This window comes from Thiomonas sp. UBA7699 (assembly GCF_002482605.1).
GTDB lineage: Bacteria > Pseudomonadota > Gammaproteobacteria > Burkholderiales > Burkholderiaceae_C > Thiomonas > Thiomonas arsenitoxydans.
Map to the genome: position 1 here is coordinate 12350 of NZ_DLGH01000018.1, position 22871 is coordinate 35220.

Here is a 22871-nt window from a genome sequence, read left to right on the forward strand (position 1 = left end):
GGAGGTGCCTGACTATTGATCCGGCATGGAGAAGGATGAACGGTTCATGGGCCTCGCCACGCAAGGCGCTTCCCCTCCCAGCCTCCCCCACGCTGTGGGGGAGGAGTGTTGGCTCCCTCTCCACTTGTGGGGAGGGCGGGGTGGGGATGAGTCGTTTCAAACTTTAACGTGCCGATTCAATAGCCTTACCGCGCAAAGACTTATTCCAGTGTGAGCAGCGTGGCACTTAGCGTCTTTGCCGAAGCGGCGACAGGTCAGGCGAGTCAACAGGTCAAGCGATGGTCTGCACAACCGGTCACGTAACATCGCCGCCTCCAAGCCCTCTGTTGTCGCTAAATCTGTCGCTACATGTCTGCACTCCGCATCGCCTTCAACGACCTCACCCGCAGCATTTTTGCCTGGCGTTTGTGGAGCCTGCTGGGTTGGCTTGAGATTCGCCAGCGCTACGCCCGCTCCAAGCTCGGGCCCTTCTGGCTCACCATCAGCATGGGCGTGCTCGTGGGCACCATGGGCGTGGTGTATGGCTCGCTGTTCGGTGTGAAGCTCGCGGATTACCTGCCCATGCTGGCCATCGGCATCGTGATGTGGGGGTTGTTTTCCAGCATCGTCAACGAAGGCAGCACCGCCTACATCAACAGCGCCAATTACATCCGCCAGGTGCACACCCCGCGGTTGATCTACATCCTGCAGGCCGCGTGGCGCAATAGCGTGATCTTTGCGCACAACTTCATCATCGTGATCATCACCCTGCTGATATTTGGCGTGAAAAGCTGGGCCACCCTGCCGCTGTTCATTCCGGGCCTCGTGCTGTTTTTGCTCAATGCCATGTGGATGGCGGCGGTGGCCGGGCTCATTTCCGCGCGCTTTCGCGACCTGCCGCAAATCGTGAGTGCCTTGCTGCAAGTCGCGTTCTACGTCACCCCCATTCTGTTTCACGGCGGCATGCTCAGCGGCAAACACAAGTGGATCGTGGAATACAACCCGCTGGCCTACCTCATCGACATCGTGCGCCAGCCCCTGGTGGGCGAAGTGCCGCCCGCTTTTACCTGGGGGCTCACCATCGGCATGGCCGTGTTCGGCTGGCTGCTGGCGCTGGGCATGACCGGGCGCTACCACCGTCGAATTCCGTATTGGGTGTGAAGACTATGGAAGAGGGACGTCGCCGCAAACTGATCGATTGTGATCTCCCGCTGCGTCGGGTTGACTGATGCAATCAATGGGCGTTTCATGGAAACCGTGACCCTCTCCCCCAAGTTTCAACTCGTTATCCCGAAGCGGGTGCGCGAGCACTTGGGCCTCAAGCCCTGACAAAAACTCGAAGTCGTGCAGATTGGCTCGCGCATCGAGCTGGTTATGCAGCAGCCCGCGCGTGCCTTGCGGGGTTTGCTGCGCGGTATCGACACCACAGTGCCGCGTGAGCCCGACTATGACGCGCCATGTGGTCGATTCATCGGGCTGGCTGGCGTATTTCTCCGACTGACCAAGCGCAGAGCACTTCGCGCCCATCATTTGAAAGCCAGCGGCGCTATTGCTACCGGCCATCACCCTCTTCGAGGTGTTCAAACGCATTGCGGTGCAGCGGGACGAAAACGACGCCATCGCCTGCGTGGCCGTCATGCCGCAAGGCGAAGTCGCTGCCATCGACGAAGCCTTTGGAGGGATGCCGGGCGTGCGCTATTTTTCCAAAGCCCGTATCTGATTTGTGTTTGGCTAAACTAGACTCAATTTCCGTGCAAAATTGCGAATGCCATGCAGACCGTCAACATTCACGAAGCCAAAACAACCTTGTCTCAATTGATTGAGCGTGTCGAGCATGGCGAAGAGGTCATCATCGCCCGGGCGCGTAAGCCGGTGGCCCGGCTGACTGCCTTGCAAGCCACAGCGAAGCCGACCGTGCGCCTCGGCTTGATGAAGGGACAAATTCAACTCGCTGAAGATTTTGACGATCCTTTGCCCGCCGAGGTGCTGCAGGGTTTCACCGAAGGGCTAAAGATTTGAAGTTGCTTCTGGACACCCATGTGATGCTGTGGGCGATGACAGACGACCCCCGCCTGTCCGGTACAGCGCGCGACATGCTGCAAGCCGCAGACGCCGTTTACATCAGCGCAGCCTCCCTGTGGGAAATTGCCATCAAGGCGGGGCTGGGAAAAATTCAGGTTGACGTTTCTGAATTGCTGCGCCAGCTTCATTTAGCTGGGTTTCAAGAGCTGCCCGTCACCTGGCAACACACCCTGACGGTCGGCTCACTGCCCAATCATCACAAAGATCCGTTCGACAGGCTACTCATCGCGCAAGCCATTTCAGAGCCGCTGCGCTTTCTCACCACCGATGCGCAATTGCCTGCGTATTCCAGCGACCTCGTCACCCTGGTGTGACGCCCGAGTCCCCACTTCGTCATGCCCGCCAGCATCACCCTCCAAAACGTCCACCTCGATCTGCCCATTTTCGATGTGTCAGCCATTTCGCTCAAGAAGCGTGTGCTGCGCATGGGGCGCCGCAACCGCATTGCCGAAGACAACACCGGCGTGGTCGTGGTGCGCGCCATAGACGACCTCAGCATCAAGCTGGAGAGCGGTGACCGCCTGGGCCTCATCGGCCACAACGGCGCCGGCAAAAGCACCCTGCTGCGCGTAATGGCCGGCATCTACCCGCCCACGGCGGGGCACATCGCCGTGCAAGGCAAAACCGTGCCCCTGCTCGACATCAGCCTGGGCATGGACGACCAGTCCACCGGCCGCCAGAACATCCGCCTGCGCGGCCTGCTGCTGGGCATGACCGACGCCGAAATCAAGCGCAAGACCGAAGACATCGCCAAGTTCACCGAACTGGGCGACTACCTCGACCTGCCCCTGCGCACATACTCCAGCGGCATGCGCGTGCGCCTGGCCTTCGCCATTTCCACCGCCGTGGAAGCCGACATCCTGCTGCTCGACGAGGTGCTCGGCGTGGGCGATGCCAGCTTTCAGGAAAAGGCCAACAAGCGCCTGCAAGACCTGCACGCCCGCGCGGAAATTGTGGTGCTCGCCATTCATTCCAGCGACACCATTCGCAAGACCTGCAATAAAGTGCTGTGGATGGAGCGGGGCAAAGTAAAAATGTTTGGCGGGGTGGACGAGGTGGTGAGCGCTTATGACAAACACATGAGCCCGCCCGCACCGACTGTGCTACGCAAACGGATTGCCAACCAGCAATTCGCCCAGCGCAAGCAGACGCTGCGAAAAACATCTTGATATTGTTGAGCGAACAGGTCTGGCTTTGGTCAATCAATCACAAGGAATCACAAAGGCCGGCAAATCAGCTTGAGGCTACAATGACACGATGTGATTACAACCAAAGGGTCAAGGATGATTGAAGTCGGCGTTCGGGAGTTCAAAGCGCATCTGTCCACCTATCTGCACAGGGTCTCCACGGGCGTGGGCTTGGTTGTCACTTCGCATGGCAAAAAAATTGCGCGGGTTGAGCCCCCTATTGATGCTCCGGAACCGAAAGACGCACTCACCATGCTGGAAGAATTGCCATGGCTGCGCGTCGGCAAGGGGGGGAAACCACAGGGCGCGCGCGAACACTTTGCGCTGCACGCCGAAACTCCATCACTCGCACAAACCATTAGCGAGTTGCGCGATTGATTCTGTATCTCGACACCTCCGCGCTGGTCAAACTCTACGTCGAAGAGTCCGGCTCAAGTGAGGTGCGGCACGCCATTGCGCAAGCAGAACGCGTGGTGACCCATGGCATCGCCTATGTCGAGGCCCGCGCTGCGTTCAGGCGGCGCGCCGCCGATGCAACAGACGCAGACGCGCTGCAGCGTTGGCGGCGCGATTTTGAAGCAGACTGGCCAAAGTTCGACGTTGTCGGCGCGGCGCAAACTCTGCTGCACCGCGCGGGAGAATTGGCTGATCTTCTTTCCCTGCGCGCATACGATGCTGTGCATCTCGCCGCAGCCGAGGCACTGCACCAAAGGCTGGGAACATCCCACCTGCTTGTCTTTGGCGCTTACGACAAGCGTCTCGCGCTTGCCGCACAGTCCCTCGGAATAGATGTTTTTCCATCCGAACCATGAGCACCTGTCAAAAACTACTCCCCGTCATCCTCTCCGGCGGCGCAGGCACCCGCCTCTGGCCCGTCTCGCGCGAGCAGCACCCCAAACCCTTCATGCAGTTGGCCGATGGCCAGAGCCTGCTGCAAAAGACCTTTCTGCGTGCAGCAGCCCTGCCCGGCGTCGAGCAGATTCTCACCGTCACCAACCGCGATCTCGTATTCAAGACCAAAGACGAGTACGCCCTGGTCAACCCCACAGGCAAAGCCACCGCCTACATTCTTGAGCCCTTCGGCCGCAACACCGCCCCCGCGCTGGCCGCCGCCGCCCTCTGGGCCGAGAAGCACCTCGGGCCAGATGCCACCTTGCTCGTGCTCGCCGCAGACCATCTCATCACCAAGCAGGCAGAGTTCACCACTGCCGTGAATCAAGCCTGCGAGCTCGCGGCACAGGGCAAGATGGTGACCTTCGGCATCCAGCCCACGGCCCCCGAAACGGGCTTCGGCTACATCGAAGCCGAGGGCAACACCGTGTTGCGCTTTGTGGAAAAGCCAACGCTGGCCAAAGCCTCCGAGTTTTTGAGCAGCGGGCGCTACCTCTGGAACAGCGGCATGTTTTGTTTCCGTGTGGATGCCGTGCTGCGTGAGCTTTCAGAACATGCCCCCAATGTGCTCGACAGCGTGCAGAACTGCCTGGGCGCGTCAGCAGAAATTCAGGGCGGGGGCATCAGCCAGGTGGAGATGCGGCCCGAGGCCTTCGAATACGCCCCCGACATCTCGATTGATTACGCCTTGATGGAACCCTCCACCGAGGTGGCCGTGGTGCCCTGCGACATAGGCTGGAGCGACATCGGCTCGTGGAACGCATTGAGCGACCTGCAAGATGCCGATGCGCGAGGCAACCGCATACTCGGTGAAGCCCTGCTGCACGACGCGCGCAACTGCTATGTGCAAAGCCCGCAGCGCATTGTCGGCCTGGTGGGGGTGCACGACCTGATCGTGGTGGACACCCCAGACGCCGTGCTCGTGGCCGACCGCAGCCGCGCCCAAGACGTCAAACAGATCACCGCACAACTCAAGGCCAGCGGCCACGATGCCTACAAAATCCACCGCGAAGTTCACCGGCCATGGGGCACTTACACCGTGCTCGAAGAGGCTGAAGATTTCAAAATCAAGCGCATTGTGGTGAAACCCAAAGGCACGCTTTCGCTGCAGATGCACCACCATCGCAGCGAACACTGGATTGTGGTTTCCGGAATTGCGAGGGTGACCAACGGTGAACGGGACATGCTCGTCCGCACCAATGAATCGACCTACATTCCCGCGGGTACTGCTCACCGCCTAAGTAACCCAGGAATGATCGATCTAGTTATGATCGAGGTGCAAAGCGGCACATATCTTGAAGAGGATGATATTATCCGCTTTGATGATTTATATGGCAGAAATTAATGTAAATCACATTCATGATAGCTGGCTCTTATAATAATATTTACCGATTAAAGAAGATCAATTATATTGAAGGCTGAAAAATTTTTCGCGCGGCAAAAAATTCCAAATTATGGTTAATCGTCTCAGCAGCTTAATAATCAAGAAATTGTCAAGATAAATTTCATGAATCAAAATATTGAAATTTCTAAAATAGAGAATTCAAAGGCTGCAACCTCAAATTCAGCGGAACTCTCGCGAATACGCACTCTTGAAGAAAAGGTTGCTTTTATGGCACTGCGAGCCTCAAAGGCAGAGCAAGAAAGAGCACGGTTACGGGCGCATGCAGCTGAGTTGGAACAGATTGCCAGCGAATCTCAGAGTCGACTGTTGGGCACTGAGGAGCAGTTAGCTAAGTTTTTGAATTCAAGGTCGTGGAGGCTAACTAAGCCGCTTCGCCTGTTTTCATACATGGGGCAATTAGGCCTCTCTCGGCCGAGTCGCCATCTAAGGACTATTCTGCTAGCGCTTTTTCCGAAAAACAAGAGCGAGCGCATAATCGTAATGCAGGCAATTACTCGCCGCTTTCCACGTGTTCAAGGTGCGTTGGAAAAGATGGGCTTGTCACTGAGCCGAGCGCCTCATGTCTGGAGGCCTAGAAATGAAAATACAGAAATCAAGAGCCTGGCGAAGCTGCCGCTTCACGAGGCGGCGGCCTTCAATTATCAAATATGGTCGCTACGATTCGATACGCCTTCGGCCATTGAGTTGAAGTATTTAGCCGAAAGTGAAAAATATACGGCGGATGTCTTAATAGTTATTCCATTTTCTAAGAAAAATGTCCATCGAATTTGGGCTGTGTTCGATAATATAAAGAAAAGTGTTGGCGTCGACTGGGTGGTTGTGGCCATTAACATTGATGTTGATGAAACGGAATTTCAAATTGCATTTGCTGAGGCATCAAGGGGTGAGAAAGTCTTTTGTCGGGGCGGAATAGAAAATAAAATTGAAAATAAAATAATTGTATGCATGGAGCCTGAATCAATTCCTCGGAGTCATGCGTTCAGATGTTTTGCAGATGCCATGCTAAAAAATAGCAATGCAACTCTTTCATATAGCGACGAGGATATAATATCGGAGGATGGGGTAATTCACTCTCCCTGGATGAAGCCAAGATTCTCAAGAGTGCTGGCAAAACAAGGGCTATTGTTTGGTGATTTTTTTGCGACCACTAATGCGGTCATGCCCGTTGCGAAAATAGAAAATATGCTCTCAGTTGAGGGCAAATCACTTTCCGATGTAGCGCTATGCATTGCAGAGAAATCTCTGGACACGCAAATTTTACACGTACCTCATGTTTTATTTCATAGCAGCAATGGGAAGACTGCTGAGGCGGGGGTATCGCGAGTAAATGGCGCGGTAGAGGAGAGGCCATTCGTTAGCATTTTGATTGCGACGCGAGATAAGTGGAGTTTACTCGGGCCTTGTCTAGAAAGTATAAAAATCACAAACTGGCCTAAAGACAAACTAGAAGTTATTGTGGTTGATAATGGTTCCGTCGAGGTTGAGACGCTTGATAATCTAAGTGCGTCGGAGGCGCTGGGCGAAATCCGCGTAATACGAGACCCGATGAAATTCAATTTCTCTGCATTAAATAACTTGGCAGCGAAATCGGCCCGGGGGGACATCCTTGTATTGTTAAATAATGACACTGAGATTATAGACCCCGATTGGATCTGGAAATTGTGTCGTTATGCCGTGCTACCAAATGTTGGTGCGGTCGGCGCGAAGCTTTTGTATTCGGATAGAACCGTTCAGCATGGTGGAATAATTTTAGGAATTCAAGGTGTTGCTGCTCATGCGCATGTTTTCTTAAAGCAGACGGATGGTGGATATCGGAACCTTGCGAATACGACCCGAGAGGTCGCGGCGGTTACTGGAGCTGTATTAGCCGTGTCTAGATCGGCGTTTGAGGCAGTTGGAGGATTGCGAGAAGATTTCGCCGTTTCGTTTAATGATGTGATGTTATGTCTTGATCTCCTGGAAATGGGGAGGAAAAATATTTATGTTGCCGATTGTGTTGTTATACATCACGAGAGCAAAAGTAGGGGTTTCGATACAACGGCAGAGAAAATCGAACTAGCGCGTTCGGAGGCTATAAAAGCGTGGATTACCCATAAAAACTATATGGTTGATGATCCCTATTACTCGCCTAACCTTTCTTTGGAGCACCCCTACGAGTTGTCATTTGCGCCGAGAAGACGGGCTGCATGGCAAAAATCTCCGGACCTGGATATAAAGATTATGGTGCTTTCGTCGACCTACGCAATTGGACACGGAGTTGCTGTTGTAATTGATCTGCAGGTTCGGGAATTAATGAGGAGAGGACATCAGATTGTTCTTGTCGGTAGGAGAAGTGAAAACGACTATAGGTATGATGGAATTGAAATTATTGAGATGCAAGATCCGCGGTCCATTGCGACGCTAGCTATAGATTCTCAGGTGGACATAATTGTCGCGCACACGCCCCCTTATTTTTCAGTTTCGAGATGGGTTGGCGTGTATCCACCAGTTATTGCGTATGACTATGGGGAACCGCCACCTCGATTTTTCCCGGATGCAGCGGCCAGAAGGGAGGTGCTTGCGGATAAAAATATTAGTATGAGAATGGCGACGAAGGTTTTTGCTATATCTCAAGCAGTGGCCGATGAGTCCGTTGTCGCGCCAGATGCAGTTATTCCTCTGGGTAACGCGCATTTGGGTAGGTGGTCATCTGATTTCCGAGTTAGAAGGGAAGTAATTCGAGGGTTTCACGGTTGGAGTTCGAAATTTGTAGTGTTAAATGTGTGTAGATTTCACGCTGGAGAGGTTTTGTACAAGGGGGTTGATAAGTTTAGTGAGGTCAAGGCTGCTCTTGATTCCTTTGATCCAGATTTTGCGACTCGGTGTGTATTCGTATTGTGCGGGAAGGGCGACGAAGCGGATGTTGACAGGATGCGAGCACTAGGACTCACCGTACATGCTAATGTTTCGGATGAGGAGATGCTTGATTTGTATGCGGCGGCCGATATTTATATGAATTTTTCGCGTTGGGAAGGTTATAATTTAGGCATTGGGCAGGCGCTCGCGATGGGTTTGAACGTCATCGCGTCTGACATTCCGGCGCATCGTGCGTTTGGAGTCGATCTGGTTGTTGATTCAGTTGAGGCATCTATCATTTTGAGGGAGAAGATGCAAACAGAAGGCGTTCGCGAGGCGAGAATTTGGGAGTGGAATCATTCTATTAATTGGTTTTGTAACGAAGTAGAGGCGCTCGCGCATTTAAATTGAGTCGTTTATCGGAATTTTCCGAAGGCATTCGTAAATATTTCATTTATAGATAAGGTGAGGCATGGCAGCTGAAGCACTATCTCGCGCAGTTGCGCTTGTCACTGGGATTAGTGGGCAGGATGGCGCCTATTTAGCAGGTCTACTGCTAGCGAAGGGCTATATGGTCTATGGCACCTACCGCCGCACCAGTTCGGTCAATTTTTGGCGCATTGAGGCGCTCGGGATAACCAACCATCCGAACCTGCATTTGGTCGAATACGACCTGACGGACCTTGGGTCGACCATCCGCCTGTTGCAGAACACAGGTGCAACCGAGGTCTACAACCTCGCCGCACAGAGCTTTGTCGGGGTGAGCTTCGACCAGCCGCACACCACGGCCCAGATTACCGGCATTGGGCCGCTGAACCTGCTGGAGGCCATCCGCATCGTCAATCCGAAGATCCGCTTCTACCAGGCCAGCACCTCAGAGATGTTCGGCAAGGTGCAGGCCATTCCGCAGGTGGAAGACACCCCGTTCTATCCCCGCAGCCCCTATGGCGTAGCCAAGCTCTACGCCCATTGGATGACGGTGAACTACCGGGAGAGCTACGGCATCTTCGGCAGCAGCGGCATTCTGTTCAACCACGAAAGCCCGCTGCGTGGCCGTGAGTTCGTCACCCGCAAAATCACCGACAGCATGGCCAAGATCAAGCTCGGCAAGCTGGACGTGCTGGAACTCGGCAACCTCGACGCCAAGCGCGACTGGGGCTTCGCCAAAGACTATGTGGAGGGCATGTGGCGCATGCTGCAGGCTGACGAGCCCGACACCTTTGTGCTCGCCACCAACCGCACCGAGACGGTGCGCGACTTCGTGTCCATGGCCGCCAAAGGCGCTGGCATTGCGCTCGAATGGCAGGGCAAGAATGAGCAAGAGCGAGGCATCGATACCGCCACGGGCAAGACCATCGTCTCCGTCAATCCGAAGTTTTACCGGCCAGCTGAGGTTGACTTGCTCATTGGCAATCCGGCCAAGGCCAAGGCCAAACTCGGCTGGGAGCCCACCACCACGCTGGAGCAACTGTGCGCCATGATGGTGGAGGCGGACTTGCGCAGAAATGCGGCAGGGTTGTCTTTTTGAGCAATCGCAATGGATGTGCGCGACTACAATTAGTGCTCAACACTACTCATTGGGGCGCACATGAAAACCATTTCCGCTGGCGAGGCCAATCGGCATTTTTCCGCGCTGCTACGTGAGGTGAGCCAGGGTGAGCAGGTTGTCATTCTGTCTCGCGGCAAATCCGTCGCCACCATGCGTGCCGTTTCGGCAGGGCAGGGTCATTTAATGGCGAGACGCGCGCTCTTGCAGCGTTTGCAAAAACAACCGCCGCAAAATCTGCCTCCCTGGAAGCGCGAAGAACTGTATGACCGTTGATCTGCGCGTTGCGCTAGACACCAACGTGCTTGCCTACGCGGAAGGTGTGGGCAGCGCAGCCAAGCACGATGCCAGCCTTGCACTGATCGAGCACTTGGCGCTGGGCGATGTGCTTATTCCGGCGCAATGCCTGGGTGAATTGTTTCGCGTGCTGCGAGGTAAAGCGTTACGCCCTGCCGAGCTTGCGCGGGATGCCGTGCTGGCCTGGGCCGATGCCTTTCAGGTGGCAGACTCCACCGGCTCGGCTTTCATCGCGGCCATGGATTTGTGCGCAGCCCATGGCCTGCATATTTGGGATGCGCTCATCCTCACCGTCGCCGCAGACCACCACTGTCGCGTTTTGCTGAGTGAAGATTTACAACAAGGCTTCACATGGCGCGGTGTCACGGTCGTCAACCCTTATGCGGACGTTCCGCATCCTCTCTTGGCCCAATTGCGCCCATGACCATCGAGCAGCACACCGTTCTCATCACCGGCCTTCGTGGCTTCACAGGGCATTACCTTGCTGCTGCACTGCGCGCGCGCGGTTCGAAGGTGGTGGGCTTGGTGCAAGGCTCACCACAGTGCCCTGAAGAAATCGCCTGCGAGCTCACCGATGCCCAGGCCGTGCGTGCGGCCGTTGCGCAGGTGCGGCCCACGCATGTGGTGCATCTGGCTGCGCTGGCTTTTGTGGGGCATGCCGATGCGCGTGCGTTTTACGACGTGAACTTGTTCGGCACGTTGAATTTGCTCGAAGCCCTGGCGGCGTTGGCCGAGTTGCCTCGCAAGGTGTTGATCGCCAGCTCGGCCAATATCTACGGCACGCCGGGTATCGAGATCATCGATGAATCGGTCTGCCCCGCGCCCGTCAACCACTACGCCTGCAGCAAGCTCGCCATGGAACACATGGTGCGCACCTGGTTTGACCGATTGCCCATTGTGATGACACGGCCGTTCAACTACACCGGGAGAGGGCAGGACGAGAAGTTTCTCATTCCCAAGATCGTGAGTCATTTCAAACGCCGCGCGGCCAAGATCGAGCTGGGCAATCTGGACGTCAGCCGAGACTTCTCGGACGTGCGCGATGTGGCCGCGGCTTACATGGGGCTGTTGGAGTCGGGTGTGCGGTCTGAGGTTTTCAACGTCTGTTCGGGCAAGGCGGTGGCCTTGCGCACCGTGCTGGACATCATGACCCGCCAGACGGGTCACACCATGGCCGTGGAAGTCAACCCGGCCTTCGTGCGGCCGAACGAGATTCCCGTGCTTCGTGGTTCGCATCGCAAGCTGACGGAAGCCGTGGGGTTTGCTCCCCGCCATGCCCTGGAAGACACTCTGGCGTGGATGCTGCAGGGCAATACGGCCCCTGGAGCCGTGGCTTGAAAGTTCTGTTCAATGTGCAGTCGCTGTTGCCACCGCGCACCGGGATTGGCCTTTACACGCAACATCTCATCGAGGCGTTAGCGGCCACGGGAGAACTGGATGCCGTGGCGGGTTTCCTGGGGGGGCGCATTTATCGTGGTGAGGCGCTTCATGCTTTTGTGAATGAAGACCGGTCTGCCCATTCCGCCCCGGCCTTGAGCCCACGGGGCAGACTCGCAGCGCTGAAGGTGGCGATACGGGGGGTTCCAGGGGCCTATGCGGCAAGGCAGGCTTTGCGCGAGTGGCAGGATGGGCGTCGTATTGGTGCCTTGGCCAGCGAAGGATTTTTCTATCACGAGCCTAACTACATCCCGGTGCGATATGCCGGCCCCTTGGTCATCACGGCGCACGACCTGTCGCATGTGCGCTATCCGCAGTTTCATCCGGCAGAGCGAGTGGCTTTTCTCGACAAGCATTTGGCTTCGGCGTTAGCCAGGGCTGACCGGGTGGTCACCGATTCGCACTTTGTCGCGGGCGAACTTGCAGAGGTGTATGGCATTCCGGCAGGCAAGCTTTTTGTCACCCACCTCGGGGCGGATGCAGACTTTCGCGTGAGGTCAGCGGAGGAGGTTGCAGAGACCTTGAAGGCCTTCGGTCTTCGGTACCGGGGCTTTGTGCTCTCCGTCGCCACACTGGAACCCCGCAAAAACGTGGAACGCCTGGTGGCAGCCTATGCCGATTTGCCAGCGGCCACGCGCCGCGCCTGCCCGCTGGTCCTTGTGGGCGGCGGCGGCTGGCGCGATTCGACCCTGCTTTCACGGGTGAGGGAGCTGGAAGCCAAGGGCGAAGTTGTGCGCACGGGCTACCTGCCGCGCTCGCAAGTGGTCGATCTGTATTCAGCCGCAGCCGTTTTTGCCTACCCGTCGCTCTATGAAGGGTTTGGTCTGCCGGTGTTGGAAGGGTTTGCCAGCGGAACACCTGTGCTGACCTCGAACGTCACCTCGCTTCCCGAGGTGTCGGCGGGCTCGGCATTGGAGGTCGATCCTCTTTCCACCGAGGCCATCCGCGAGGGTTTGTATCGCTTGCTCGACGACGCCCAGTTGGCGAGACAGCACGCAGAGCGCGGCTTGGAACGTGCCAAAACGTTCAGTTGGGAGAAGTGCGCGCAGCAAACTTTGGCGGTCTACCGCAGCCTCGCCTGATGCCCTATTGAGTTGAGTCTTTGATGCGCGTTCTGCATATCGCCAAATACGCCTTCGAGCGGCCGGGGGGCATGGAGCGCCATGTGGAGACGCTCACGCGCGGGCTTGCGGCGGCGGGGGTGGATGTTTCGGTGCTGGTTTACGACACTACGGGCCGCGCCAGTTCGCGGCTGGTTGATGGCGTGCGGGTGGAGCCAGTGGGCGTTTGGGGGCACTTGGGCAGTCAGGCCATTGCCCCGGCGATGATTGGGCGCGCCCGGCAATTGGCACAGGCAAGGCGCTTTGATTTGGTGCACCAGCATTGGCCCGACCCCTTCGCGCATGTGGTAGCGAGTCTGGTGCCGGGAGAGCCGGCGCAGGTGGTGAGCTGGCACAGCGACATCGTGCGCCAGCGGGTTCTGGGGCCGCTGTACCAGCAGCTCGCACCGCACCTGCTCAAGCGGCTAGACGCCGTGGTGGGGGCGACGCAGGCGCACCTGAACTCCACGCAGATGGACCGTTTCGTTCCCTTGGATAAGCGCCACGTCATTCCCTTCGGCATCGATACCCGGCTTCTCACACTGACCGAGGCCGTGCAGCGCAAGGCCGAGGCGCTGCGTGCCCAGCACGGTCACAAGCCTCTGGTCTTCGCCCTCGGGCGGCATGTGTATTACAAGGGTTTCGATGTTTTGATCCGGGCCATGGCGACGGTGCCTGCCGTCTTGTTGTTAGGTGGCAGCGGCCCGATGAGCGCCGAGCTGCGCGAACTTGCAAGCGGCACGGGCGCCCAGGTGCACTTCGCCGGAGAAATTCCCGAGGTGGATCTGCCCGCCTACTTTCATGCCTGTGACGTGTATTGCCTGTCCTCCATTGCCACGGCCGAGGCCTTTGGCATCGTGCAGGCCGAGGCGATGGTTTGTGGCAAGCCGGTGGTCAACACCTGGTTGCACAACGGGGTCAACGCCTTGGCGCCAGAGGGCGTGTGCGCACTGACGGTGCCGCCTGGCGATGCTACGGCCCTGGCTGGGGCGCTGAACCGGGTTCTTGCCGATCCGGCACTGGCGCATCGGCTGGGCGAGGCGGGCAGGGCCCGTGTGTTGCAGAGCTTCAGCGTGGAGGCCATGGTCAATCAGACCCTTGCGCTTTACCAATCGCTGATCTGAACGTCACCGCGCTTGCCAGCCAGCCGGTTCAGGCTTTGTACGGGCTCGCCGTCATCCACCGCCCCGCCTGCTGCCGCACCACTTCGGGCAGGTGATGCTCGCGTGAGAACACCTCGCGGATCCACTCGGCATCGTTGCCACGGGCGCTGACGTCGGCCAGTAACTCGCGCAGGGCGACGTCAGATTTGCAGTCTGCGGCGTGGCCTTCGAGTTTGACGAGGGTGCGGATGAGATCTTCGCGCAGGGTGCGGTGTTCTCGGGTGGCGGGGTCGACGAAGGTGCCGTCGAAGCCGAAGCGGCAGGCCTGAAAGCGGTTGAAGGTGTAGACGAGGTAGTCGTCTTCCTGCGGCTGGAAGGGCCGCTCGCGCTGGATGTAGGCGCCCAGGGTCTGGATGTAGGCGGCGATGCGCGCGGCCTTAGTGATGGTGAGCGGGGTGTCCATCACGCGTACTTCAATGGTGCCGTACTCGGGCTTGGGGCGGATGTCCCAATAGAAGTCTTTCATGCTTTTGACCACTCCGGTGGCGGTCATTTTGTCGAAGTAGCGCTCGAAGTCTTCCCAAGTCAGGGCAAAGGGCGCCCGGCCCGAGAGCGGGAAGGCGAACACCGAGTTCAGCCGCGCGGAGTGAAAGCCGGTGTCTTCGCCCTGTACATAGGGCGACGAGGCGGAGAGGGCGATGAAGTGCGGAATGAAGCGGGAGATGCAGTGCAGGGTGTAGAGCGCGGTATCGGCGTCGGGGCAGCCCAGGTGCACATGCTGGCCGAACACGGTGAACTGCTTGCTCAGGTAGCCGTACAGCTCGGAGAGCTGGAGAAAGCGCGGTTTGTCGAAAATGCGCTGCTGCGCCCAGTGCTGAAAGGGGTGAGTGCCGCCGCCGGCCAGGCCCACGTCGAGCTTGTTGGCGGCTTCCACCAGCGCGCCCTGAATCTCGGTGAGCTGGGCGAGGGCGTCGTCATAACCGGTGCAGATGCCGGTGGCGAGCTCGATCATGCTCTCAGTCATTTCCGGCGTGACCACGCCGGGCAACTTGTGGCCTTGCAGCAGCCGCAGCAGATCGGGAGCGCAGGGCATGAGGTCGTAGTTGTGCCGGTTGACGATCTGCAGCTCCAGCTCGATGCCGATGCTCAAGGCGCCTGATTTGGTGAAGGGCCCCAGACTCATGCGCTTCCTCCCGTGGTGCGGCTGACCGGGCCGGGGGCGATGTCGCCGCTATAGCCCAGCGCCCAGCGGGTGAGCAGCGGGGCGAGCAGTTCGAGCAGGGCGATGGCGCTGAACGCGACGGCCAGCATGGGGTGCAGCGCCGCCCCGGCCGAGCTGCCGAGAAAGCTCAGCGCAAGTACGAAGCTCACGCCAGCGGCCGGGTTGAGCGACAGGCCCAGCGCGACAGACTGCCGCCAGCTCGCGCCGCTAACGCGGCCGAACGTCAGCGCCCCGGCGAGCTTGGCCACCAGCCGCACGACGATGACCAACGCCGCCGCCAGCCCGCCCGCCAGCAGAATGCGGGCGTTGAGGCTCAGCCCCAGAATGAGGAAGAGCAGCACCATGAGCACACCGCCTGCGGTGCCGAAATGGCGCGGCCACAGCCGGGGCCTGGGGCTGCGCCAGCGCAGCAGCGCGCCGGCCAGCAGAGGCGTGAGCAGGGCCGACCAGTTGAGCATGCGGGTGACCGAGAGGGTGAGCACAATGAGGCCGACGAGCATCAGCGCCCCGCCCTCGTCGCGGAAGTCGAAATGCCGCTCCACCCAGTTCACCGCCCAGGCCAGCAGCGCCGCCGCCAGCACCGAGCCGCCGAGCAGGTACAGCAGATGCAGCGCCGAGGCGGCCGCGCCCTGCGGGCCGTCGGCGTCCATCATGCCCAGCAGCAGGCTGCAGACCAGCAGGGCGTAAAAGGTGTTGAGGGCCGAGAGCAGCAGCAAGCGCTCGGTCACCTGCCCGTTGGTGCGAAACTCGCTGCTGATGCGCAGCACCACGGCGGGCGAGGTGGCCATGAGCAGCCCAGCCACGATGGCCGACTGCAACGCGGTGAAGCCCAGGAACACCAGAGTGATCCATACCGCGCTAAAGCCCAGCGCCGATTCGAGCAGGCTCATGCCCAGCAGCGCCGGATTGGCACGCAGCCAGCGCAGATTCACCCGGTGGCCGATCTCGAAAAGCAGCACGGCCAGGGCCGTATCGACAATGGCGCGGGCGCTGTTCTGCAGCTCATACACATTGAGACCGGCCCCGCCTGCGGCCAGAATCATGCCGGCCGCGGCATAGCCCACCAGCCGCGGCCACTTGAGAAAGCGAAACACCGATTCCCCCGTGAGCGTGGCCAACACCAGCGCGGCACCCACCCAGAACACCCCGTCAGGATGCAAGGGCCATGCGGGCAGGTAGCTGTTGATCATCTTGCGGGGTCTCCGGTGTGTGAAATAGGCAGTCGTCGCTGCCTTGGTTGACACCATAGCAGAGCGGGAATTTGCAGGAAAGATGGGCGGAAAAGAGGGAAAATAGAAGCAGTAAATGTTGAAATAACGCGATCTCGAAAATTTTGAGACCCGCGTTATGATGGTTCGCAAACTTTCATGGAGTCGGCCGGATGAAACCTTCTGAGGCTTTATACGCGCACCGTGTTGCCATTCGCAGCATCGTGGAGGCGCGCCATGCAAGAAATCCGCGTGTGTTTGGCTCGGTTTTGCGCGGCGACGATACGGAAGGCAGTGACCTTGATTTACTGGTCGATCCCCTGCCTGAAACCTCACTGTTCGATCTGAACGCCATTAGCAATGCTTTGGAGCGCCTGCTTGGCGTGCTTGTGGACGTTTTGACGCCGAATGCCTTGCCGCCCAAGTTCCGGGACCAGGTGCTCACCGAAGCGAAGCCGGTGTAAGCCTCTTCACAGGCGAACTTCGCAGAGGGTGTCCCATTGAATCGGAATGCGCTGCGGCTGGCAGACTATCTCGCCCATATCCGGATTTTTTGCAGCGGCATCCCGAGACCGCACTGGCCGACGCCTATCGTTTGCGCAATGCGGTGGCTCACGGCTACTTCACCGTGGACCTTGGCATTGTGTGGCAGACCACGCTGGTAGAACTGCCTCGCATGAGGTCGTTGGTGCTGGCCGAGGTGCAGAAATTGGCGGCTCATTGAGTGTGCACCAGGGATCGGCGCCTCCCTAAAATACCCCGATGTCCTACGTCCATCTTCGCACCCACACTGAATACTCCATCGTCGACGGCGCCTTGCGCGTGGACGACATGGTGCCCGCGGCCGTCCGCGACGGGCAAGGGGCGCTGGCGATCACCGATTTCAACAACCTGTTTGCCACCGTGCGGTTCTACAAAGCCGCGCTGGACGCCGGGGTCAAGCCGATCATCGGCTGTGATGTGCTGCTGGGCAGCGCCCGCCATCCGGGGCAGTTCACACGGCTGCTGCTGCTGGTGCAGAACCGCACCGGGTATCTCAACCTCTGCGATCTGCTCAGTCGGGCCTGGCTGGACAACCAGCAGCGCGGCCGTGCCGTGGTGCAGTGGGAATGGCTGGAGGGCGGGCTGGCCGAAGGTCTGATCGCGCTCTCGGGTGCGCATGAAGGTGCCATTGGGCAGGCGCTGCTGCAGGGCGACACGGCCACCGCGCGTGACTTGGCGCGGCAGCACGCGGCTGTGTTCGAGGGGCGCTTCTACATCGAGTTGCAGCGCGGCGGTCATGCCGCGTGCGAGCCCCACGTGCAGGCGGCGGTGCCCTTGGCGGCCGAACTGGGTTTGCCGGTGGTGGCAACGCACCCGGTGCAATTCCTCAAGGCCGACGACTTCGATGCCCACGAAGCGCGGGTGTGCATCGCCGAGGGCGAAACCCTGGGCAACCCGCGCCGCCAGCGCAAGTTCACTGCTCAGCAATATTTCAAGTCGCAGGCCGAGATGGAGGCGCTGTTTGCCGATGTGCCCTCGGCGCTGGCCAACACCGTGGCGATTGCCCAGCGCTGCAATCTGGTGCTCGATCTGGGAAAACCGCAATTGCCGCTGTTCCCCACGCCGCAGGGACTGACCCCCGCCGAGTTCTTCCGCCAGCAGGCGCAGGAAGGACTGGAGCAGCGGCTGGCCGTGCTCTATCCGCAGGCCGACCAGCGCGAAGCGGCCCGCCCGCGCTATCAGCAGCGGCTGGAGTACGAGCTGGGCATCATCGCCAAGATGGGCTTCGAGGGCTACTTTCTCATCGTGGCCGACTTCATCAACTGGGCCAAGAACAACGGCTGCCCGGTGGGGCCGGGGCGGGGTTCGGGCGCGGGCTCGCTGGTGGCGTATAGCCTGCGCATCACCGACCTCGACCCGCTGGAGTACGCGCTGCTGTTCGAGCGCTTTCTCAACCCGGAGCGGGTGTCCATGCCCGACTTCGACATCGACTTCTGCCAGGAAAACCGCGACCGCGTCATCGATTATGTGAAAGAGAAATACGGCGTCGAAGCCGTGTCGCAGATCGCGACCTTCGGCACCATGGCCGCGCGCGCCGCGGTGCGCGACGTCGGGCGGGTGCTCGATCTGAGCTACACCTTCTGCGACGGCATCGCCAAGCTCATTCCCGCCAAGCCGGGCCAGCACATCTCACTAGCCGACGCGCTCAAGCAGGAGCCCCTGCTGGCGCAGCGCTACGAGGAGGAAGAGGAGGTCAGGCAACTACTCGATCTCGCCCAGCAGCTCGAAGGCCTGCCGCGCAATATCGGCATGCATGCTGGCGGTGTGCTCATCGCGCCGGGCAAACTTACCGACTTCTGCCCGCTGTATGCGCAGCCGGGCAGCACCGACGCCGTTTCACAATTCGACAAGGACGATGTCGAAGCCGCCGGGCTGGTGAAGTTCGACTTTCTCGGCCTGGCTACGCTGACCATCCTGGAGCTGGGCGCGCAACTCATCCGCCGCAACCACCCCGACCGCGCCGACTTCAAACTCGAAGACATTCCGCTGGACGACCCCAAGAGCTACAAACTCATGGCCAAGGGCGACACCGTCGCCGTGTTCCAGCTCGAATCGCGCGGCATGCAAGGCATGTTGCGTGACGCCAAGCCCGACCGCTTTGAGGACATCATCGCCCTGGTGGCGCTGTACCGCCCCGGCCCGATGGACCTCATTCCCACCTACTGCGCGCGCAAAGCGGGCAAGGAAGACGTGGTCTATCCCGACCCGCGCATGGCCTCGGTGCTGGAGGAAACCTACGGCATCATGGTCTATCAGGAGCAGGTGATGCAGGTGGCGCAGGTCATCGGTGGCTACTCGCTCGGCGGCGCCGACCTGCTGCGCCGCGCCATGGGCAAGAAAAAGCCCGAGGAGATGGCGCAGCACCGCGGCATCTTCGCCGAAGGCGCGGCCAAAAACGGCATCAAGCCGGAGAAGGCCAACGAGATCTTCGATTTGATGGAGAAGTTCGCGGGCTACGGCTTCAACAAATCGCACGCCGCCGCCTACGCGCTGCTCGCCGTGCAGACGGCCTGGATGAAGGCGCATTACCCCGCCGAATTCCTCGCGGCCAACATGAGCATCGCCCTCGACGACACCGACAAGCTCAAGGTGCTGGTGGAAGATGCGCAGGCGCGGGGTATTGCCGTGCTGCCGCCCGATGTGAACGCCTCGCAGTGGCGCTTCGATCCGGTGGACAGCAAGACCATCCGCTACGCCTTGGGCGCCATCAAGGGCAACGGCCAGGCTGCGGTGGAGGCCGTGATCGCTGCGCGGCAAGAGCGGCCTTTCACTTCGCTGTTCGACTTTGCCGAACGGGTGGATCGCACCCGCCTCAACAAGCGCGTGCTCGAAGCTCTGGCCAAGGCCGGCGCGTTCGACACCCTGCACCCCGAGCGTGCCGCGGTGATGGCCGCGGTGGAAACCGCGATGGACTACGCCGCGCAGCGCGAGGCCGCCCGGCAGCAGGCCGGGCTGTTCGACCTGTTCGCCGCCGACGCCGCCGATGGCGACCACAACCCGGCGCACGAGCCGCTGCTGCCCGAGGTCGAGCCCTGGGATCTGCGCACCAAGCTCTCCTTTGAGAAAACCGCCATCGGCTACTACCTCAGCGGCCATCTGTTCGACGCCAGCGCCGAGGAGGTGCGGCGCTTCGCCCCGACTGCGCTGATGGATCTGGTCGATTCGCGCGACCCGGTGCTTATCGCGGGCATCGCGGCCGGGGTGCGTCTGGTGCAGTCGCAGCGCGGGCGCATCGCCATCCTCGCGCTCGAAGATCGCTCCGGGGCGATGGAGATCGTCATCGGCGAAAGCCTGCTCGACACCGTGCGCGACCGCCTGCGCGACGACGCCCTGCTGGTGCTGCGTGGCAAGGCACAGACCGACCGCTTCAATGGCGGGCTGCGTTTCAACGCCGACGCGGTGTGGACGCTCGAAGAGGCCCGCGCCCGCTTGGGAAAAAGTATCCGTCTCAAACTCAACGGCGCCAGCTCGGCCGAGCCGCTGGTGGGGCTGGCCCGCCAGCACGCCAGCGAAGATGGCTTGCCGCTGCTGCTCGACGTCGAACGCGCCGGGGCGCAAGTGCGCCTGAGTGTGCCGGCCTGCCGCCTGCCACCCACCGATCCGATCCTGAGCGCCTTGGCCCAGATCTCGAAAGACGGCCGGGCGGAGATCGACTACTGATCAGCTTGGGTCGCGCGGCCCGGCTTTGACCAACATCGGCGTCCAGATCTTGCCGTTGCTGTCGGGCGGGAAGTGGTGCACCCGCTCGATGGCGCGTAGCACGGCCTGATCCCAGCTCGTCACACCGCTGGAGCGCTCGATTTTCGCGGTGAGCACGGTGCCGTCCGGCGCCAGGTTGACCAGCACCGTCACCCGCGGATCGCCGGTGATCTGGTTGATCTCGGGATAGGTCACGTTCTCCCGCACCAGACTGGCGATGCGCGCCGCATACGTGCCCGACGGACCGGAGGTGCGCGCCGCAGTACCTGTGCTGTTGGCCGCGCCGGTGCCCGCCTGCTGCATCAACTGCTTCATGTAATCGTCGCGCGACGAGGCGGCAAGCTGCGCCTGCTGCTGCTCCAGTTTTTTCTGCTTCAGCTCGGCTAGCCGCTTTTGTTCAGCCAGCTTTTTTTGCTCGGCCAGCTTTTCCTGGCGCAGTTTTTCTTCCTGCTGCTGTTTGCGCTGTTCGGCCAACTGTTGTTGTTTGAGTTCCTGCTGCTGCTTTTGCTCGGCCAGGCGCTGCTTTTCTTCGGCGAGTTTTTTCTGTTCTTCCTTGAGCCGTTTTTCGATCAGCGTCTGTTGCTCGGCCTGCTGTTTTTTGAGCGCGGCTTCGCGCTCTTGCTTCAGCACGATGTCGGCCTGTTGCACCTGCGGCTCGGGTTTGGGGGCCGCCACGGGTTTGGGCGGTGGCGGTGGCGGAGGGGCGGGCTGCGGCCGGGGTTGCGGCTGCTTGCGTTCCATCGGCGCGGTGGGCCGGGGCGCGGCGCGCTGCACCGTGGGCGACCACAACTCGGCCTCCACCGCTTCGGGCGGGTGACTCTTCCAGTGCACGCCGAAGGCGATGAGGGCAATGAGCAGTAGGTGGAACAGGGCGGCCAGGCCGAAGGCGCGCAGCGTGCCGCGTTCGTGCGGCGGCCGCAGCGCGGAGGGGTCGCCTGGGGATAAGCGCGCGGTGTTCATGGGAAAAGGGGAAAAAACCGGGCTAAAAAACGGGAGAAAAAACGCATCAGGATGGGTTGGACTGGACGGCCAGGCCCACGCGCTCCACACCGTGTTGTTTGAGCAGATTGAGCGCGCGCATCACCGCGTCGTACTTCACGTTTTTGTCGGCGGCGATCAGCACCGGCATGGCATCGAGGCTGAGGCCAGCCTGCGCGGCCAGTTGCTGCACGGTCTGCGGCAAGTCCTTGAGGCTGACGGGCTGCGGCGCGGCGTTGGCGGCCTTGCTCTTGGGGTCGCGCAGCGAGACTTCGAGCATGTCGTCCTTCTGGATGGTGACCTGTACCAAGGTACTGGGCGCCTGCGGTGCATTGCCCACGGTGGGCAGCTTGACCATGGTCGGCGTGATGAGCGGCGCGGTGACCATGAAAATGATCAGCAACACCAGCATGACGTCGATGTAGGGCACGACATTGATGTCGGCCAGAGCGCGCCGCGAGCGATGCCCACGACTGCTGGATTGGAGGGCGGGCATGTCAGAAGTTCCCAGGGATCAGCGAACGAAGTGAGCGCGGTAGCGTCATCTCAGCGCCCTCCGCCAAAGCCGGTGACCGGCCCGGCTCGCCCGGCGCTTGCTGCCGCGGCCGACTGCGCGGCGCTCGGCGCGGGCGTGCTCTGGCGCTGCAGGATGTTGGAAAACTCTTCGGTGAACGACTCGTAGCGATTGGCCAGGCGGTCGATGTCGCGGGCGAAGAAGTTGTAGGCGATCACCGCGGGGATGGCGGCGAACAGGCCGATGGCCGTGGCCACCAGCGCCTCGGCAATGCCGGGCGCCACGGTGGCCAGCGTGACCTGCTGCAGATTGGACAGGCCGACGAAGGCGTGCATGATGCCCCACACCGTGCCGAACAGGCCGACATAGGGCGACACTGAGCCGACCGAGGCGAGAAAGGACAAGTTGGCTTCGAGCGCGTCCATCTCGCGCTGGAAGGCGGCGCGCATGGCGCGGCGGGCGCCGTCCACCAGGGTGGAGCCGTCGAGCACATGGCGCTCGCGCAGCTTGAGGTATTCACGCATGCCCGAGGCGAAGATGCGCTGCAGCGGGCTGCCGTGGCGGCCGTTGCTCAGCGCCGATTGGTAGAGGTCGTTGAGCCCCGTGCCCGACCAGAACTCCTGTTCGAAGTCTTCAGACTTCACCCGCGCCGACTTGATGGCGAAATATTTGCGGAAGATGACGGTCCAGCTCGCCAGCGATACGGAGAGCAGAAGGGCGAGCACCAGCTGCACCACGATGCTGGCGCCGAGCACCATGGATACGATGGAGAAGTTTTGATCCATAGGGAGGTCTGGCTGTAGTAGTGGGAGAGTGAGCGCGCGGCTCAGGAGAGACAGCCTGCA

Annotated in this window: 24 protein-coding genes; 18 read left to right on the forward strand and 6 right to left on the reverse strand. The window is 60.1% G+C overall.

Going from position 1 to position 22871, the window contains the following annotated elements; all coding sequences use genetic code 11:
* The first annotated feature begins 348 nt into the window (after positions 1-348).
* Complete coding sequence (locus B3H47_RS07145; RefSeq protein ID WP_286986584.1) at positions 349-1140, forward strand: ABC transporter permease; 792 nt, start codon at positions 349-351, stop codon at positions 1138-1140.
* A gap of 3 nt (positions 1141-1143) precedes the next feature.
* On the opposite strand, the gene B3H47_RS15370 is transcribed toward B3H47_RS07145, so the two are convergent.
* Complete coding sequence (locus tag B3H47_RS15370) at positions 1144-1542, reverse strand: hypothetical protein (protein ID WP_422664344.1); 399 nt, start codon at positions 1540-1542, stop codon at positions 1144-1146.
* A 13-nt stretch (positions 1543-1555) separates the two neighbouring features.
* On the opposite strand from B3H47_RS15370, the gene B3H47_RS07155 reads away from it, so the two are divergent.
* From B3H47_RS07155 to B3H47_RS07220, 14 genes are all read left to right on the forward strand, one after another.
* On the forward strand, positions 1556-1699 hold the full coding sequence (locus tag B3H47_RS07155; protein ID WP_286730764.1) for a hypothetical protein: 144 nt from the start codon (positions 1556-1558) through the stop codon (positions 1697-1699).
* 50 nt (positions 1700-1749) lie between these two features.
* A complete protein-coding gene (locus B3H47_RS07160) occupies positions 1750-1998 on the forward strand; it encodes a type II toxin-antitoxin system Phd/YefM family antitoxin (RefSeq protein ID WP_276726678.1) in 249 nt (82 codons plus the stop codon).
* The gene (locus B3H47_RS07165; protein ID WP_286730745.1) at positions 1995-2375 is read left to right on the forward strand and encodes a type II toxin-antitoxin system VapC family toxin; all 381 of its coding nucleotides are present in this window, start codon (positions 1995-1997) and stop codon (positions 2373-2375) included. The genes B3H47_RS07160 and B3H47_RS07165 overlap by 4 nt, the downstream gene beginning before the upstream one ends.
* 21 nt (positions 2376-2396) lie before the next feature.
* Positions 2397-3230 carry an ABC transporter ATP-binding protein gene (locus B3H47_RS07170; protein ID WP_286730743.1) on the forward strand — a complete coding sequence of 278 codons (834 nt, stop codon included), beginning with the start codon at positions 2397-2399 and terminating at the stop codon, positions 3228-3230.
* 114 nt (positions 3231-3344) lie between these two features.
* Positions 3345-3626, forward strand: coding sequence for a type II toxin-antitoxin system Phd/YefM family antitoxin (locus tag B3H47_RS07175; protein ID WP_286986585.1), 282 nt, complete (start codon positions 3345-3347; stop codon positions 3624-3626).
* The gene (locus B3H47_RS07180) at positions 3623-4060 is read left to right on the forward strand and encodes a type II toxin-antitoxin system VapC family toxin (protein WP_286986586.1); all 438 of its coding nucleotides are present in this window, start codon (positions 3623-3625) and stop codon (positions 4058-4060) included. Before B3H47_RS07175 ends, B3H47_RS07180 begins: the two co-directional genes overlap by 4 nt.
* Entirely contained in the window at positions 4057-5484 is a 1428-nt protein-coding gene (locus B3H47_RS07185) for a mannose-1-phosphate guanylyltransferase/mannose-6-phosphate isomerase (RefSeq protein WP_286986587.1), read from the forward strand. Before B3H47_RS07180 ends, B3H47_RS07185 begins: the two co-directional genes overlap by 4 nt.
* 162 nt (positions 5485-5646) lie before the next feature.
* Positions 5647-8790, forward strand: a complete 3144-nt coding sequence (locus B3H47_RS07190) for a glycosyltransferase (protein WP_286986588.1) — start codon at positions 5647-5649, stop codon at positions 8788-8790.
* Between the two features lie 61 nt (positions 8791-8851).
* Positions 8852-9907 carry a GDP-mannose 4,6-dehydratase gene (gene gmd, locus B3H47_RS07195; protein ID WP_286986589.1) on the forward strand — a complete coding sequence of 352 codons (1056 nt, stop codon included), beginning with the start codon at positions 8852-8854 and terminating at the stop codon, positions 9905-9907.
* A gap of 60 nt (positions 9908-9967) precedes the next feature.
* Entirely contained in the window at positions 9968-10201 is a 234-nt protein-coding gene (locus B3H47_RS07200; RefSeq protein WP_286986590.1) for a type II toxin-antitoxin system Phd/YefM family antitoxin, read from the forward strand.
* Positions 10191-10646: a PIN domain-containing protein gene (locus B3H47_RS07205; protein ID WP_286986591.1), complete on the forward strand. Its 456-nt coding sequence runs from the start codon at positions 10191-10193 to the stop codon at positions 10644-10646. Before B3H47_RS07200 ends, B3H47_RS07205 begins: the two co-directional genes overlap by 11 nt.
* Complete coding sequence (locus B3H47_RS07210) at positions 10643-11560, forward strand: GDP-mannose 4,6-dehydratase (RefSeq protein WP_286986592.1); 918 nt, start codon at positions 10643-10645, stop codon at positions 11558-11560. Before B3H47_RS07205 ends, B3H47_RS07210 begins: the two co-directional genes overlap by 4 nt.
* Positions 11557-12741, forward strand: a complete 1185-nt coding sequence (locus B3H47_RS07215) for a glycosyltransferase family 4 protein (RefSeq protein ID WP_286986593.1) — start codon at positions 11557-11559, stop codon at positions 12739-12741. Before B3H47_RS07210 ends, B3H47_RS07215 begins: the two co-directional genes overlap by 4 nt.
* A 23-nt stretch (positions 12742-12764) precedes the next feature.
* Positions 12765-13883, forward strand: a complete 1119-nt coding sequence (locus B3H47_RS07220) for a glycosyltransferase (RefSeq protein WP_286986594.1) — start codon at positions 12765-12767, stop codon at positions 13881-13883.
* Between the two features lie 28 nt (positions 13884-13911).
* Here the strand turns inward: B3H47_RS07220 and B3H47_RS07225 are convergent, their stop codons facing one another.
* Complete coding sequence (locus tag B3H47_RS07225) at positions 13912-15045, reverse strand: YbdK family carboxylate-amine ligase (protein ID WP_286986595.1); 1134 nt, start codon at positions 15043-15045, stop codon at positions 13912-13914.
* Positions 15042-16274, reverse strand: a complete 1233-nt coding sequence (locus tag B3H47_RS07230; RefSeq protein WP_286986596.1) for a cation:proton antiporter — start codon at positions 16272-16274, stop codon at positions 15042-15044. The genes B3H47_RS07225 and B3H47_RS07230 overlap by 4 nt, the downstream gene beginning before the upstream one ends.
* Before the next feature lie 191 nt (positions 16275-16465).
* Here B3H47_RS07230 and B3H47_RS07235 point away from each other — a divergent pair, with 191 nt between their 5' ends.
* The 3 genes from B3H47_RS07235 (at position 16466) to dnaE (ending at position 20495) form a co-directional block, all read left to right on the forward strand.
* A complete protein-coding gene (locus B3H47_RS07235; protein WP_286730341.1) occupies positions 16466-16756 on the forward strand; it encodes a nucleotidyltransferase family protein in 291 nt (96 codons plus the stop codon).
* 89 nt (positions 16757-16845) lie between these two features.
* Positions 16846-17016, forward strand: coding sequence for a DUF86 domain-containing protein (locus tag B3H47_RS07240; RefSeq protein ID WP_286730342.1), 171 nt, complete (start codon positions 16846-16848; stop codon positions 17014-17016).
* Positions 17017-17054: 38 nt separating this feature from the next.
* Positions 17055-20495 (forward strand): DNA polymerase III subunit alpha, encoded by a 3441-nt coding sequence (dnaE, locus tag B3H47_RS07245; protein ID WP_286730343.1) that lies wholly within the window; start codon positions 17055-17057, stop codon positions 20493-20495.
* On the opposite strand, the gene B3H47_RS07250 is transcribed toward dnaE, so the two are convergent.
* The 3 genes from B3H47_RS07250 to tolQ are packed head-to-tail and all read right to left on the reverse strand — an operon-like array spanning position 20496 to position 22811.
* The gene (locus tag B3H47_RS07250) at positions 20496-21494 is read right to left on the reverse strand and encodes a cell envelope integrity protein TolA (protein WP_276708823.1); all 999 of its coding nucleotides are present in this window, start codon (positions 21492-21494) and stop codon (positions 20496-20498) included. It lies immediately after the preceding gene.
* 46 nt (positions 21495-21540) lie between these two features.
* Positions 21541-22008: a biopolymer transporter ExbD gene (locus tag B3H47_RS07255; protein ID WP_013123955.1), complete on the reverse strand. Its 468-nt coding sequence runs from the start codon at positions 22006-22008 to the stop codon at positions 21541-21543.
* A 50-nt stretch (positions 22009-22058) separates the two neighbouring features.
* A complete protein-coding gene (gene tolQ, locus B3H47_RS07260; protein WP_013106721.1) occupies positions 22059-22811 on the reverse strand; it encodes a protein TolQ in 753 nt (250 codons plus the stop codon).
* Between the last annotated feature and the right edge of the window lie 60 nt (positions 22812-22871).